This window comes from uncultured Planktomarina sp., assembly GCA_943788425.1.
In the GTDB taxonomy this organism is placed as follows: Bacteria; Pseudomonadota; Alphaproteobacteria; order Rhodobacterales; family Rhodobacteraceae; genus Planktomarina.
This window is the reverse complement of record CALSQF010000001.1, coordinates 222,541-236,965: the sequence shown is the minus strand read 5'-3', so window position 1 is coordinate 236,965 and position 14,425 is coordinate 222,541. Positions and strand designations below refer to the sequence as shown.

The following is a 14,425-nucleotide window of genomic DNA, read 5'->3' as shown; positions in this document are numbered from 1 at the left end:
GCGGCAATTGGCGCGCAGTTGGTTTTGACACACTGCCGGCGAGGCGATAAGTTGACGAATTATTAATCAGGTCATCAACAGGGACAATTGTGATGAAACTTTTTGGAGCTAATACGGCAAGGGTGAATATTTTGGTCCGCGCCTTTAGTGTCATGATGATCTCTTGCGTCTGGTTGGTGCAGTCGGCGCAAGCAAATGATTTTAAAATCAATGAAATAATCGTGGATGGCAACCGGCGGATCGAGACGGCAACGATTCGCAGCTATACAGAGATTGAAACCCCCGCGTCATTGACCACAGGTGCGGTCAATGACGCGGTGCAGCGCGTGCGTGCCTCAAACCTGTTTGAAAGCGTATCGGCCGAGGTGCAGGGCAACCGTCTCAAGGTCACAGTTGTTGAATTTCCGACGGTCAATGAAGTGGTGTTTGAAGGCAATGACCGGCTTGGCAGCAATCAGCTAAGCGCTTTGGTGCGCTCGCAATCAAGACGGGTCTATTCGGTGAGCCAAGTGCGTGATGACGCCAATGCAATTGCCGAGGCCTATGCCAATCAAGGCCGTATATCCGCTTCAGTTGAGCCGCGTATCATCCGGCGGTCGGACAACCGGGTCGATGTTGTTTTCGAGATCGTTGAGGGCGGTGTTGTAGAGATCGAACGACTCTCTTTTGTTGGCAACCGAAAATTCTCGGACCGGCGTTTGCGCCGCGTTTTGAACACCAAGCAAGCCGGCCTTCTGCGGGCATTCATTCAGCGCGATGCCTATGTCGAGGACCGGGTTGAATTCGACAAACAAGTTCTGACTGATTTTTATAAATCGCGCGGCTACATCGATTTTCAAGTCCAATCTGTGACCTCAGAGCTTTCCAAAACCCGCGATTCCTTTTTTATCACCTTCCGCGTTCAAGAGGGGCAGCAATTCTCCTTTGGCAAAATTACAACGACATCAAGTCTCGAAGATGTAGACGCGGCCAATTTCGACAAGGCGATCAAAGTCGAGCAGGAGAATATCTACTCTCCGGCCCTGGTCGAAAGTACCATTGCCCGTATGGAACGCCGCGCTTTGGAGCTGGGGCTTGATTTCGTACGTGTTGAGCCGCGCGTGACCCGTAACAATGAAAGCTTGGCTTTGGATATTGATTTTATCCTATCTCGAGGCCCACGCGTTTTTGTTGAGCGGATTGATATTGCTGGCAATACGACCACGCTGGATCGGGTGATCCGGCGACAGTTCAAAATCGTTGAGGGCGATGCGCTGAACCCGCGTGAAATTCGCGCCAGCGCGGAACGGATTAGGGCTCTGGGGTTCTTTGCACGGTCTAATGTAACCGCCCAGGAGGGGTCTGCGCCCAATCAACGGATCGTCAAAGTTGAGGTGACTGAGAAGCCCACCGGCAGCTTGAAATTCGGTGCCAATTATAACTCCGCCAATGGGGTCGGGTTGGTGGCCAGTTTTCGCGAAGCAAATTTCTTGGGACGGGGCCAAGCCACCAGTTTCGGCGTTAATACCACCTCAAGCACCCGCAATTTTAATTTTGGCTTCAAAGAACCGTCGCTATATAACCGCGATTTGAGCTTGAGTTTTGGGCTTGATTACCAAGGCACAAGCAAGAACAACGCGCGGTATAATACTGGTGCCTTCGGATTTGACGCAGCTTTGGCCTTTCCGGTCAGCGAATCTGGATATATGACACCGAAATTCTTCTATGAAAAGGAAGAGCTGACAGATGTGACCACATCTTCAGCAGTTATTACCGGAGAAGCGGCAGAGGGCGACCGCAAAACCCTCGGCTTGGGCTATAGCTACTCTCTTGACAACCGCCGGACAGGTCTAAATCCGAAGGCCGGAATATTCTTACGTTTGTCCCAAGATTTTGGACTGGCCGGTGATGCGCGATTTGTCCGCACGAATCTGAAATTGGGTGCTGAAACCTATGTGCGCAATGAAGACTTTAAAGTCACAGCGACGCTTCAAGGTGGCGCACTCAATTATGCGAGTGGCAGCTCGAGCCAGGTCACGGATCGCTTTTTCCTCGGAGCTGGCCTGTTTCGTGGCTTCGCGCCCGGCGGTCTCGGCCCGCGCGAAGTAGACAGCAGCAACTCAATTAATGACGCGCTGGGGGGAGAATACTACGCCGTTGCGCGATTTGAAACGCAATTTCCAATCGGTCTGCCAGAGGAATACGGCATTGAGTTTGGCGCGTTCTTAGATGCGGGCTCCGTATGGGGCTTAAACTCAGCCCATGTGGGGTCGGGGACCAGTCAAGCATCGGCCAATACAATTTACCACGATGAATTCACCCTGCGCGCGGTGGCTGGTGTGTCGATCTTCTGGAACACGCCAATTGGTCCGCTGCGCTTTAACTTTACTGATGCGGTTAAGACTGCAGAATATGACGTTGAGCAGAATTTTGATCTCACCGTTTCGACGTCTTTTTGATGGCTGCCTGCGCCGGGTCAGTCCGGCTTTCTGTTCTGCGGCTCATCATGTTTTGGACACTCCTCGCAGCGCCTTTAGCGGCGCAGGGGACATCTATATTAGTGGTGGATCTTGATCGGGCCTATGAAATTTCCATCTATGGCAAATCGATGCGCGAGCAGTTTCGCAAAGACAACCAAGACGTGGCCGCGGAAAATACGCTCATTCTTAATGCCTTGAAAGATGAAGAGCTGCAGCTGACTGAGGATCGTGCGACTTTGTCTGCTGAAGAATTCGCCGCCGCCGCCGTTGCATTTGACGTGAAAGTGCAGAAAATTCGCAGTGCAAGGCTTGAAAAAATTCGACAGGTGGACGAGCAATTTAAGGGGCTGAAGCCACAATTTTTCAAACGTATTGAGCCCTTTTTTGACCTGATTATGCAGCAACTCAATGCGACGGTGATTTTGGAGAAAAGCTCAATTTTGCGCAGCATTGAGGGCATAGACATCACAGAACTTTTGGTCGAGCGGGTTGATAAGGCCTATCTGGCCGAAAATTAAACCTTCGTTGTCCCCTTCGCTTAGAGTATGGGCTGGAAAGCCGGCTGTGGCAAATGTTGCACGGCGCGCCAGGGTTTGATACCTTTAATAAAATAAAGGATTATATACATGACCGAACTCGCATGCGCTGACATCCAACTGATTCAAGCTATCCTCCCCCATCGCTATCCCTTCCTTTTGGTAGATCGTGTCGAAGGTATCGACGGGGTGAAATCGGCGCGTGGGATCAAAAACGTCACGATGAATGAACCTCATTTTCAAGGCCATTTTCCCGGCACGCCCATAATGCCGGGTGTCACAATTGTTGAAGCTCTGGCGCAAACCGCGGCGGTTATGGTCGGGGTAACACATAACCTGGCAGATACGAATATGTTGATCTATTTTATGGCCATTGATAAATGCAAATTCCGTCGTAAAGTTGTGCCCGGCGATGTTTTGGAATTGCATGTGGAGACCCTCCGCGGCGGGTCCAAAATCTGGAAATTTAAGGGCTGTGGTTTGGTCAACGGCGAGATGGCAGCAGAAGCCGAATTTACCGCCATGATGGATTTGCCGGAGACCGGCAAGTGAGCATAGACAGCACTGCACAGATTCATCCTTCAGCGGTTGTCGAGCCAGGGGCCCGCATCGGGGCGGGCTGTGAAATTGGTCCGTTTTGTTGGATCGGACCGCATGTGGAGCTCGGCGAGAATGTTGTTTGCAGCTCGCATGTGGTTATTCGCGGGCAAACCAAAGTCGGCTCTGAAACGCGTATCTTCTCATTTGCAGTAATTGGGGAAATTCCGCAGGATTTGAAGTTTAAAGGCGAAGTCTCACAACTGAAGATCGGCCAAGGCAACACCATCCGAGAGCATGTTACCATCAATCTAGGCACTCAAGGGGGTGGCGGCGTCACCTCGATTGGCGATGATTGTTTGCTGATGGCGGGCTGCCATATTGCCCATGACGCGCATCTGGGAAATCGGGTCATTATTGTAAATTCTGCCGCCATTGCCGGCCATGTGATCATCGAAGACGAGGTGATTGTTGGCGGCCTTTGCGGCGTGCATCAATTCGTGCGCCTGGGAAGGGGTGCGATTATTGGCGCTGTGACCATGGTGACCAATGATGTAATTCCCTTCGGTTTGGTGCAGGCGTCACGGGGCGAGTTGGATGGCCTAAATTTGGTTGGGCTCAAGCGCCGTGGCGTGGATCGCAAGGACATCACGGCTCTGCGCGCTGCGTTTCAGATGCTGGCCCAAGGGGAAGGTGCGTTTCAAGATCGGGCGAAACGGCTGGGTGAGGAAACCGACAGTGCCTATGTGCAGGAGATTGTCGATTTTATTCTGGGCGACAGCGGTCGCTCCTTTTTGACACCGGGTTGAACAGATGCTGGCGCTGATATGCGGGCAGGGCGCCTTGCCTGGTCTGATTGTTCGCAACCTGTCCCATGCGCCTGTGATTGCGGCTCTTGAGCAATTTCCGCCTGAGGGTCTTGCTGTTGATTTGACATTTCGGCTTGAAACCCTCGGAACATTCTTAAAGGCATTGAAAAAGCGCGGTGTCTTGCAGGTTTGTTTTGCTGGTGCGATCAGGCGTCCAAAGATCGATCCCGAGCAAATTGATGCGGCCACGCAGCCCTTGGTGGCGCAAATCTCTGGGGCGCTTTCTGGTGGCGATGACGCCGCTTTACGCGCCGTTGTTGATATTTTCGAACAGGCTGGGTTTGAAGTGGTTGGGTTTACCCATCTCGTCCCAGAGCTTTTGCCGCGGGGCGGTGTGTTGAGCATCCGCCAGCCAATGGGAAAAGAGCGACGCGATGTGGCGCGGGCTCATTCAGTGATTGCGGGACTCTCAGCTTTGGATATGGGGCAGGGCTGCGTGGTGGCTTCTGGTCATGTGCTGGCCGTTGAGGTGTTTGGTGGCACTCGGTGGATGTTGTCCAGCCTCTCATCTGACCGTCCTACAGATTGGCCTGAGGGCGGGTTGCTTTATAAAGCTCCCAAGGAGGGGCAAGAGCGGCGCGTGGACCTGCCGGCTATAGGTCCTGAGACGATGGAGCAGGTCGCGCAGGCGGGGCTGGCGGGCGTTGCGATTGTGCAAGGTGGCGTGGTTGCGCTGGATTTACCAAAAATCATTGCCGAGGCCGATCGGTTGGGCCTTTTCCTTTGGGTTTGTGAGGCCGAGCCGTGAAAGTGTTTGTGGTGGCGGGTGAAGCCTCGGGCGATCGTCTTGGTGCGGATCTTATGCGCGGGTTGCGCCATCTGGTTTCCGATGTGAGCTTCCGCGGGGTCGCTGGGCCGGAGATGCAAAGCGAAGGTTTGGACAGCTTGTTTGACATGTCAGAGCTTTCTGTCATGGGGTTGGCTGAGGTTTTGCCAAAATATTTTGCCCTAAAGCGTCGGTTGCATAAGACCGTGGCTGAAGTCCTGGCTTGGAAGCCAGATATTTTGATCACCATCGACAGTCCTGATTTTTGTTTGCGGGTGGCGCGGGCTGTGCGGAGTGCTGACCCTAGGATCAGAACTTGCCATTATGTTGCGCCCTCCGTTTGGGCGTGGCGCGCCGGGCGTGCCAAGAAAATGGCAAGCTACATCGATCATGTGCTGGCGCTCCTGCCATTTGAACCGTCCTATATGGAGGCGGAAGGCATGGCCTGCGATTTTGTGGGCCATCCGATTGCAGCTCAAGCGCCAATCACCTCCAAACAAATTGCCCAATTTCAAGCTGATTTCAACTTAGATACAGCGTTGAAGTCCTTAGTGATTTTACCGGGCTCTCGAGCCTCAGAAATCAAGCGCCTGTTGCCCGTATTCTGCGAGGTCTTATCGCAGCCGTGTTTTGGAAAGTTTCAGCTCATTTTTCCAACATTGCCACATCTGGCGCCGCTCTTGCAGGCCGAAATCAGTGCTTTGCCGCAGGAAAAACGGCTGATCACAGGCTCCGGACACAGCGCGAAAGCCGCGGCTGAGGAGCGGCTGGTGGCCTATAGTGCCGCAACAGCGGCTCTGGCGGCATCTGGCACCGTATCGCTTGAGCTGGCTGCAGCGGGCACTCCGATGGTGATTGCCTATGACATGGGCCTTGTCTCGCGGCTGGTGATCGGTTCTATGCTTAAAATTGATACTGTGACGTTGGTTAACCTAGTGTCAGAGAACCGCGCTGTTCCAGAGTTCATCGGTAAAAACTGTAAAGCCGAGCGTATTGCACCCGCTTTGCAGCACATATTAACGGCGCCCACGGCGCAGCAGGAGGCCATCGAGGCGACAATGACACGCCTAGGCCGTGGAGATCCCGACCTGCACTATCGTGCGGCACGGGCTGTGCTTACGGGGCTGGGACGGGCTTAGCCGCGGGTGATCCACCCCCCACCCAAAACTCGGCTGCCCTCGGGGTCATAAAAAACGCAGGCTTGGCCCGGCGCGACACCCTCTTCGGCTATCATGAGCTCCACCACCGCTTCAGTCTCGGACAAGGGGCGCAGCACTGCGTCGCGCGGCGGGCGGGTGGATCTGACTTTGGCGGCGATTCTCCATTCGGCCTGCGCGGTCAGAGGCTTATCACCAAGCCAATTGACCTCCTTAAGTCGCACTTGCCGTGTCGCCAGCATCTCTTTTGGTCCGACAACCACCTGCCGGTTTTCGATGTCCAAATGGACCACGTAGATTGGATCGGTCAACCCGCCGATTCCAAGACCGCGCCTCTGACCAATAGTGTAATGGATAATGCCGTCATGGGTTCCCAGGACTTTGCCGCTCTGATCGACAATATCGCCCGGCTTTGCTGAGCCAGGATGCAGCTTTTCAATCACCGCTGCATAGTCACCATCTGGCACGAAGCAAATATCTTGGCTATCAGGTTTATCGGCCACGCCAAGACCGTATTTGCTCGCCAGAGCCCGGGTTTCAGCCTTTGAGGTCAAATGCCCGAGCGGAAATCTCAGATAGTCGAGCTGCTTGGAGGTGGTCGAAAATAAAAAGTAACTTTGATCTCGATTTTGATCTGCGGCCATGTGCAATTGTGCACCTTTCGGGCCTATTTTGCGTTGGATGTAATGGCCCGTGGCCATACAATCTGCATCAAGATCTTTCGCCGTTTGCAGCAAATCTTTAAACTTCACACGCTCATTGCAGCGAATACAAGGGACAGGTGTGGCCCCAGCAAGATAGCTTTCAGCAAAATCGTCGATGACAGCCTCGCGAAACGTGTTCTCATAGTCCAGAACATAGTGTGGAAAATTGAGCTCCTCTGCCACGCGGCGCGCGTCGTGAATGTCGCGGCCAGCACAGCAAGCGCCCTTTTTGGCAAGTGCCGCTCCATGATCATAAAGTTGGAGCGTAATGCCAACAACATCATAGCCTTGTGCAGCCAATTCTGCGGCAACAACCGAGCTGTCTACCCCGCCTGACATGGCAACAACCACACGCGTGTCTGCCGGTGCCTTGGCAAAACCAAGGGAATTTAACGGGGTGTCGTGGCGCATGGGAGGTGCTCAGTCCTACAGAATTTAGCGGAATTATAATAACAAAAATCGCGCGCTTCACAACACATTAAGTGCTTTGCGCTCATTTGGCCGCGAGAAAGGAGCCCGCAGTATGCATATTCGTAAGGTTCGCGGTCCGCGCACAGCACAGTTGCCCGATGGTGGGTATTTAAGCCGCAGAGATCTGCCACCGCCCAACACAAAGCGCTGGGTCGCTTCACACAAGGCCGCTGTTGTGAAAGCGGTGCGTTTTGGCCTGATTTCATTGGAAGAGGCCTGTAGCCTCTATGATTTGACACAAGATGAATACAGCAGTTGGCAAACAGCAGTGGCCCGGCACGGCGAATCTGCCCTCCGCGCCACCGCTTTAAAAAGGTATCGTCAATTTGATCAATAGTTTACACAAATAGAATTTTTGGGTAACATTAAATTAATCAGTTTATTTCAACATGTATTTAGTTGTCATTGGGGATTTTTATGCGGATACTTTTGATCGAAGATGATCCTGCCACGTCTAAAAGTATTGAACTTATGCTAGGGCATGCAAACTTCAACGTTTATACGACGGATCTAGGGGAGGAAGGCATCGATTTAGCCAAACTCTATGACTACGATCTGATTTTGCTGGACTTGGTTCTGCCGGATATCAACGGACATGATGTGCTGCGGCAGCTGCGTGTGGCGCGGATTGATACGCCGATTTTAATTCTATCTGGTGAGACCGATACAGAAAATAAAATGCGCGGATTTGGTTCTGGCGCTGATGATTATCTGACCAAGCCGTTCCACCGGGAGGAGTTGATTGCACGTATTCACGCCATCATTCGCCGGTCAAAAGGGCATTCCCAATCGATCATTAAGACCGGTGATATCGAGGTGAATTTGGACGGAAAAACCGTAGAAGACCGTGGGAATACCGTACATCTGACTGGTAAAGAATATCAGATGTTAGAATTACTGAGTATGCGCAAAGGAACAACGCTGACCAAGGAAATGTTCTTAAACCATCTTTACGGTGGTATGGATGAACCTGAGCTTAAAATTTTAGATGTTTTCATTTGTAAATTGCGTAAGAAATTGAGCGAAGCCACCGGCCGTGAAAATCATATCGAAACGGTTTGGGCGCGCGGATATGTGCTGCGTGATCCCAAGCTGGAAGATGTGGTGCAGGATATGGCGATCTCGGCATAACAGACAAAATTATATCTCATAATCGGCATTCTGGTCATAGCCGTGGCAATCGCTCGCCTCGAGCTGGCGTTGCGCGCAGTGAGATCTGGGTGCAGCCTTGTAAGATCTTAGCGTGAATTGCTAAACTTCCAGATACGGTCCAATCTTATGGGCGCTGCAATGACATGCAAACCGCATAGCATAAGGCCTCTGGACGGGATCGGATCCAATCCCTATTTTACCCCGAAAAATCCGGGGGGCGGAATGGCGCAAGATCCACCAATATCAGACATGTCCGAAGACCAGGCGCGCAGTGAATTGCAGCGCTTGGCGTTGGCTTTGGCACAGGCCAATCGCGCCTATCATCATGATGACAGCCCGTCGATCGATGACGCGACCTACGATCGGCTGAAGCTGCGCAACGCACAGATTGAACAAAGGTTTCCACACCTGAAGAGAACCGATAGCCCGAGCGATCAAATCGGGGCAAAACCGAAAGAGGGCTTCGGCAAGATCCGTCACCGCCAGCCGATGCTTTCTTTGTCAAATGCCTTCGAAGCGAAAGACGTGGAAGACTTCGTCGCCCGTCTTAAAAAATTCTTAAATCTGACGCCCCAGTCCGATATGCGCATGACGGCCGAACCAAAAATCGACGGGCTTTCGCTGGCCGTGCGCTACGAAAAGGGGCAGCTGGTTCATGCGGTAACGCGCGGGGACGGTGAAACCGGTGAAGATGTGACGGCCAATGCCCTAACCATTGCCGATATTCCCAAAGCATTTAGTGGGGCGCCAGATATTCTAGAGGTGCGGGGCGAAGTCTATATGACCCATGCAGATTTTGTCGCTCTCAATGACGCGCAAGAGCAGGCCGGGCAAAAGCCGTTCTCAAACCCACGCAACGCCGCCGCGGGATCGTTGCGGCAATTGGACGCTCAAATCACCAAGGCACGCCCATTGTTGTTTTTCGCCTATGCTTGGGGCGATCTCTCCGAGCCTTTAGCGCCAAGCCAGTCAGAGGCGGTGGCGCGCTTGCGCGCTTTGGGGTTTTCCACCAACTCCCTGTTTAAAACCTGTGACACGTCTGAAGAGTTGATCAGCCATTACCGCGCAGTTGAAATGGCCCGGGCGGATCTTGGCTATGACATAGATGGCATGGTCTACAAGGTGGATGATCTGGCGTTGCAAGCCCGGCTTGGGTTTCGAGCCACCACACCGCGTTGGGCCATAGCCCATAAGTTTCCTGCGGAGCTGGCTTGGACTGAATTGCTGGGCATCGACATTCAAGTTGGACGCACAGGCGCCTTAAGCCCCGTGGCGCGTCTCAATCCGGTGACCGTCGGCGGCGTGGTGGTCTCTAATGCTACGTTGCACAATGAAGATTACATCGCTGGCCGTGACAGCAAAGGTCAAAGCATCCGTGGCGGCAAGGATATTCGCGTGGGTGATTGGGTTCAAATTTACCGTGCCGGCGATGTTATTCCGAAGATCGCTGATGTGGATCTGTCGCGCCGACCGGCCGATAGCCGGGCTTTTGACTTCGCAGAAAAGCTCAAACAAGAGGGCATCCAGGGCCAGCGCGCGCTGGGGGATGCAATTTGGCGTTATAGCGGCGCTGAACCCTTGGCGGATTTGGCCATTGAGTCATTGAAACATTTCGTTTCGCGGCAGGCTTTTGATATCGAAGGGCTAGGCGCGAAGCAGATCGAACAATTCTATCATAGAGGTTGGATTCGCACCTCTGAGGATATTTTTACCCTCAAGACTCGCTTTGGTCCCGGGCAATTGCAGCAGGTCAGCAAGCTGGAAGGCTGGGGCGAAAAATCTGCGCAAAAATTGTTTGATGGCATCGACGCGAAGCGCAGTATCGAGCTGCACCGTTTGATTTTTGCCCTTGGGATCCGCCATGTGGGCGAAGGCGCGGCTAAGCTTCTGGCCAATCGCTTTGTAACTTGGGAGGCCTTCAGCGAAGCAATGCTTGCCGCTGTGCCGGGCAGCGCAGCGGCGGCCGCCTTGGTTGATATTGATGGGGTGGGCGCGGTTATGGCCCAATCGGTGGTTGAACCTTTTCAAGACCCTGAGCGTTTTGCAGCTTTGCAGTTTTTGGTGGCGCATTTGCAAGTTATCCCCGCGCCGCAGATCGACACTGCAAGCAGCCCGGTGGCCGGCAAGACCGTTGTTTTTACCGGCACATTGGTCCAGATGACCCGGGCGGAGGCAAAGGCCCGAGCAGAAATGCTCGGTGCGAAGGTTTCCGGCTCCGTGAGTGCCAAGACAGATATTTTGGTGGCTGGAGTCGGTGCGGGGTCCAAGGCAAAGAAAGCGGCTGATTTGGGAATTGAGACCCTTGATGAAGAGGGCTGGATCGCGTTGATTGAAGGGCTATGAACACGCGCCCCGAAATTCTTTTCCCGCTTTTCGCCGAGCTCAACACTCTGACCGGTGTGGGGGATAAAAGCGCCAAGGCCTTTGCGGGTTTGAAAATTACCAAGCCGCGCGATTTAATTTTTACCCTGCCGCATTCGGTGGTTGATCGGCGCGTGGTGCAAAGCGTGCAAGGCTTGACGGCGCCGCAAACCCTCAGCGTGCGCGTGCGTGTGGTCAAACATGTACCCGCCCGGGGCCGCGGTAAACCCTATCGGATAATAGTTGAGGACGCCCAGAGTACCATTGAATTGATTTTTTTCCATGCGCGTGGGGATTATCTTGAGCGGATCTTGCCCCTGGGAGAGGAGCGACTAATTTCTGGCAAACTTGAGGTTTTTGATCACCGGGCCCAAATGGTGCATCCCGAGTATATTCTGCGGCCTGAGGCACAAGACGAGTTGCCCCAATTTGAACCTGTCTACCCGCTCACCGCCGGGGTTTCGGGAAAGCTCATGGGCAAAGCCGTGCGGGCGGCGGTGGACAAGCTGCCAGATTTGCATGAATGGATCGAGCCCTCTGTGCTGCGCGACAATGGCTGGCCAGATTTTACCACCGCTGTTCGCCACTGCCATGCGCCCAAAGGCGCGGCTGATGTTGCGGCCCATAGCCCGGCGCGGGAACGCTTGGCCTATGACGAATTTCTGGCTCACCAGCTGACCAAGGCGATCGCGCGTGCGCAAGCGCGCGTAAAAACCGGACGGATCACCGCCGGTACCGGTGATTTGCAGCGAAAAGTTTTGGAGCAATTGCCCTATGCGCCCACTGGAGCACAGCGCCAAGCCATTTCCGAGATTGGAGCGGATATGGCCAGTTCCCGGCGGATGAATCGACTGCTCCAGGGCGATGTGGGAGCTGGGAAAACATTGGTGGGCTTTATGGCCCTATTGCAGGCGGTCGAAAGTGGCGGACAAGGCGTCTTGATGGCTCCAACCGAAATATTGGCCCGCCAACACTTGGAGGGTTTGCGGCCTTTGGCTAATCGCGCTGGGGTGCGGGTCGATATGCTCACCGGGCGGGACAAAAGCGCAGCGCGTCGTCAAAAGCTCGATGATTTGGCCAATGGCTCAATTGATATCCTTGTCGGCACACATGCGGTGTTTCAAGAGTCGGTTGCCTTTAAAGATCTTCGATTGTCGATCATTGACGAGCAGCACCGGTTCGGAGTGCAACAACGTCTGGCATTGGGCGCTAAGGGGACCAAAGTGGATGTGCTCGTGATGAGCGCCACGCCGATCCCTCGGTCTTTGGAATTGGCCCAATATGGCGATATGGATGTCTCTGCCCTCTATGAAAAGCCGCCGGGACGTAAACCTATTACCACCGCCGCGGTCCCGCTGTCACGTTTGGCGGATGTGATCGCCAAACTGAAGGCTGCGATTGCTTCGGGCCGGCAGGCCTATTGGGTTTGTCCATTGGTTGAAGAGAGTGAAACCATGGATTTGACCGCGGCTGAGGAGCGGTTCAAGATTTTACGCGCGGCCTTCGGTGGTGATCTGGTCGGCTTGGTCCATGGGCAATTGGCGCCGGCTGAGAAGGACGCCGCCATGGCAGATTTTGTGGCGGGTAAGACAAAAGTCTTGGTCGCCACCACAGTGATTGAAGTTGGGGTCGATGTGCCAAATGCGACGATCATGGTGATTGAGCGTGCGGAAAATTTTGGACTGGCACAGATGCATCAATTGCGCGGGCGCGTGGGCCGCGGCGAGGCCGCCTCGACCTGCTTGCTGATGTATCAAGCGCCGCTGAGCAAATCCGCCGAACGCAGACTGGCCATTATGCGCGACACGGAAGATGGATTTCTGATTGCAGAGGAAGATCTGAAGATGCGCGGGGCTGGGGATGTGATTGGCACCGCACAATCGGGCTTGCCACGGTTCAAAGTCGCCGAAATCGAGCATCAAAGCGCATTGATGGCGACCGCGCATCAAGACGCACGTATGCTGCTGCAAAGCGATCCGTCCCTGACGGGCAGCCGTGGCAAGGCGGCGCGAACCCTGCTTTGGTTGATGGAACAGGATCAAGCGATCCATTTAATATCAGTGGGTTAAATATTTTGTTCACGAATGTTCTGTAAATGTTCTTTACTTGCGTCGTGTTTCGTGAGAACAAAGTGGCAACACTATTCGTTGGGAGCAGAACATGGACAATTTTTTCGCAAACAGCCGCAAATCGCATGCCGATGAAGCCCGCCGCTTGGAAACGAAAGAGGCGATCAAGGATGCCATTGGTGCATTTGCAATTATCGCGATGCTCTACATTGGTCTGTTTATTCCAAGTCTCTAAGCCCGAGCGCAGACGCATATCTCCGCTTGGCTCTGGATGAAGTGCGTCGTTTCACAGGCAAAGAAGGTGTTTCTTATTCTTCTTATGCCGCGCGACCAACTGGCGCTGTTGGCGATTTTCGGGGCAAAGCGCGGCTAGGGGGTGTGGGCAAGACTTTGCCTTGAGCTCTGGAAAGATGGCAAATAGCTCTGAGCGGGCGGCTGCGGGGATCGATTTTATGGCCTCTGGACCGGTGTGAAGGCTCTCGCAGGGCTCGCCATTGGCAGTTATAACTTCATGTTGATCAAACAATAGGTGGACATATGTCACGTCACCGCAATCAATGTCGATCGCAATTCCGGACAAATCTGTAAGCTTTATCGCAGCAATCAGGCAGTCTTGCGTTCCAAACATGCGCTGACTGATGGGGGATGACACTAAAAGTCGATGTTAGCGGGATAGTCGCGAGGGCGTGCAGGGCAGACCCTGTCCCAAAGCGCCCTCAGAGATTTGGATAGGCCTAAATTTATTTTCGGGAAAATTGGGTGCGAGTTTTATCGAACTTTTTCCGATCCAACGGATGCTTTGCGGACCGTGATGTCGCGTATTGACCGGATCGCCGATACGGTGCGTTTCCACGCGCCTCGCTCCGAAGGGTTTTCAATCCAAGTCCCTGCGGTAAAACAGGGCGTGGTTTGCTGGGCAATGTCTGCATAGGGCATTGGATCGCCCACGGCGAAATTCGAAAAGCTGTACGTCACCCCATCCGCCCGGTCTTGTGAGAAAAGCAGGTAACCTTCCACAAGATGCGACGGTTCAAGCATTCGCCAAACCTTAAAACTTGATCCATCTGAGCCAGTGACCGTCCATGAACCGCCGACCCGCGCGTTGCTGTTTTGCAGGATACCATTTTTTGATTTGAGAAGCTCTAAACTGGTATTGGTGAATGTCAGATGAGCATCATTGTTGGTAAAGACCAGGGTGTCGATCTGTGTGTTTGCTTCGTCATAGGTGAACGATCCAGTGCTGCCCCAACTGAATCCACTGCCCAAAACATTGGATGCGGTACCATCGATAGCATGCAGGGTATGGTCGGGCATTGTGACTGCGCTCTTGATAATAGGGACGAT

General features: G+C 53.5%; 13 protein-coding genes and 1 pseudogene. 11 read left to right on the top strand and 3 right to left on the bottom strand.

Translation table 11 applies throughout. The features are described 5' to 3' along the window. The first annotated feature begins 92 nt into the window (after positions 1-92). The 6 genes from bamA (at position 93) to lpxB (ending at position 6,306) form a co-directional block, all read left to right on the top strand. The gene (bamA, locus tag ABLW18_RS01190) at positions 93-2,438 is read left to right on the top strand and encodes an outer membrane protein assembly factor BamA (protein WP_347823057.1); all 2,346 of its coding nucleotides are present in this window, start codon (positions 93-95) and stop codon (positions 2,436-2,438) included. A gap of 47 nt (positions 2,439-2,485) precedes the next feature. Then, positions 2,486-2,977: an OmpH family outer membrane protein gene (locus ABLW18_RS01185; RefSeq protein ID WP_347823056.1), complete on the top strand. Its 492-nt coding sequence runs from the start codon at positions 2,486-2,488 to the stop codon at positions 2,975-2,977. A 108-nt stretch (positions 2,978-3,085) separates the two neighbouring features. Beyond that, positions 3,086-3,547, top strand: a complete 462-nt coding sequence (gene fabZ / locus ABLW18_RS01180; protein WP_347823055.1) for a 3-hydroxyacyl-ACP dehydratase FabZ — start codon at positions 3,086-3,088, stop codon at positions 3,545-3,547. Then, a complete protein-coding gene (gene lpxA / locus ABLW18_RS01175; RefSeq protein WP_347823054.1) occupies positions 3,544-4,341 on the top strand; it encodes an acyl-ACP--UDP-N-acetylglucosamine O-acyltransferase in 798 nt (265 codons plus the stop codon). The genes fabZ and lpxA overlap by 4 nt, the downstream gene beginning before the upstream one ends. A gap of 4 nt (positions 4,342-4,345) precedes the next feature. Continuing rightward, positions 4,346-5,149, top strand: a complete 804-nt coding sequence (gene lpxI / locus ABLW18_RS01170) for a UDP-2,3-diacylglucosamine diphosphatase LpxI (protein ID WP_347823053.1) — start codon at positions 4,346-4,348, stop codon at positions 5,147-5,149. Continuing rightward, positions 5,146-6,306 carry a lipid-A-disaccharide synthase gene (gene lpxB / locus ABLW18_RS01165; protein WP_347823052.1) on the top strand — a complete coding sequence of 387 codons (1,161 nt, stop codon included), beginning with the start codon at positions 5,146-5,148 and terminating at the stop codon, positions 6,304-6,306. Before lpxI ends, lpxB begins: the two co-directional genes overlap by 4 nt. Here the strand turns inward: lpxB and mnmA are convergent. After that, a complete protein-coding gene (gene mnmA / locus ABLW18_RS01160; protein WP_347823051.1) occupies positions 6,303-7,439 on the bottom strand; it encodes a tRNA 2-thiouridine(34) synthase MnmA in 1,137 nt (378 codons plus the stop codon). The two genes, lpxB and mnmA, sit on opposite strands and share 4 nt — an antisense overlap. 112 nt (positions 7,440-7,551) lie before the next feature. Between mnmA and ABLW18_RS01155 the strand changes: the two genes are divergently transcribed. The 5 genes from ABLW18_RS01155 (at position 7,552) to ABLW18_RS01135 (ending at position 13,316) form a co-directional block, all read left to right on the top strand. Beyond that, entirely contained in the window at positions 7,552-7,836 is a 285-nt protein-coding gene (locus tag ABLW18_RS01155) for a DUF1153 domain-containing protein (RefSeq protein ID WP_347823050.1), read from the top strand. 80 nt (positions 7,837-7,916) lie between these two features. Beyond that, entirely contained in the window at positions 7,917-8,630 is a 714-nt protein-coding gene (locus tag ABLW18_RS01150) for a response regulator transcription factor CtrA (RefSeq protein ID WP_347823049.1), read from the top strand. Between the two features lie 243 nt (positions 8,631-8,873). After that, complete coding sequence (gene ligA, locus ABLW18_RS01145; RefSeq protein ID WP_347823048.1) at positions 8,874-10,994, top strand: NAD-dependent DNA ligase LigA; 2,121 nt, start codon at positions 8,874-8,876, stop codon at positions 10,992-10,994. After that, the gene (recG, locus tag ABLW18_RS01140) at positions 10,991-13,081 is read left to right on the top strand and encodes an ATP-dependent DNA helicase RecG (protein ID WP_347823047.1); all 2,091 of its coding nucleotides are present in this window, start codon (positions 10,991-10,993) and stop codon (positions 13,079-13,081) included. Before ligA ends, recG begins: the two co-directional genes overlap by 4 nt. Positions 13,082-13,172: 91 nt before the next feature. Continuing rightward, entirely contained in the window at positions 13,173-13,316 is a 144-nt protein-coding gene (locus tag ABLW18_RS01135) for a hypothetical protein (protein WP_347823046.1), read from the top strand. Between the two features lie 51 nt (positions 13,317-13,367). On the opposite strand, the pseudogene ABLW18_RS01130 reads toward ABLW18_RS01135, so the two are convergent. Together ABLW18_RS01130 and ABLW18_RS01125 are read right to left on the bottom strand one after the other, a co-directional pair. Then, positions 13,368-13,934: pseudogene (locus ABLW18_RS01130) on the bottom strand (Hint domain-containing protein). After that, positions 13,850-14,395, bottom strand: coding sequence for a hypothetical protein (locus ABLW18_RS01125; RefSeq protein ID WP_347823045.1), 546 nt, complete (start codon positions 14,393-14,395; stop codon positions 13,850-13,852). The pseudogene ABLW18_RS01130 and the gene ABLW18_RS01125 overlap by 85 nt, the downstream one beginning before the upstream one ends. Positions 14,396-14,425 lie beyond the last annotated feature (30 nt).

Excerpts from the sequence above, each read along its gene's own strand:
- mnmA (WP_347823051.1), bottom strand. The coding sequence starts at position 7,439 with ATGCGCCACGACACCCCGTTAAATTCCCTTGGTTTTGCCAAGGCACCG.
- ABLW18_RS01135 (WP_347823046.1), top strand. The coding sequence starts at position 13,173 with ATGGACAATTTTTTCGCAAACAGCCGCAAATCGCATGCCGATGAAGCC.
- ligA (WP_347823048.1), top strand. The coding sequence starts at position 8,874 with ATGGCGCAAGATCCACCAATATCAGACATGTCCGAAGACCAGGCGCGC.
- ABLW18_RS01155 (WP_347823050.1), top strand. The coding sequence starts at position 7,552 with ATGCATATTCGTAAGGTTCGCGGTCCGCGCACAGCACAGTTGCCCGAT.
- bamA (WP_347823057.1), top strand. The coding sequence starts at position 93 with ATGAAACTTTTTGGAGCTAATACGGCAAGGGTGAATATTTTGGTCCGC.
- ABLW18_RS01150 (WP_347823049.1), top strand. The coding sequence starts at position 7,917 with ATGCGGATACTTTTGATCGAAGATGATCCTGCCACGTCTAAAAGTATT.
- ABLW18_RS01185 (WP_347823056.1), top strand. The coding sequence starts at position 2,486 with ATGTTTTGGACACTCCTCGCAGCGCCTTTAGCGGCGCAGGGGACATCT.
- ABLW18_RS01125 (WP_347823045.1), bottom strand. The coding sequence starts at position 14,395 with ATGCCCGACCATACCCTGCATGCTATCGATGGTACCGCATCCAATGTT.
- lpxI (WP_347823053.1), top strand. The coding sequence starts at position 4,346 with ATGCTGGCGCTGATATGCGGGCAGGGCGCCTTGCCTGGTCTGATTGTT.
- fabZ (WP_347823055.1), top strand. The coding sequence starts at position 3,086 with ATGACCGAACTCGCATGCGCTGACATCCAACTGATTCAAGCTATCCTC.
- recG (WP_347823047.1), top strand. The coding sequence starts at position 10,991 with ATGAACACGCGCCCCGAAATTCTTTTCCCGCTTTTCGCCGAGCTCAAC.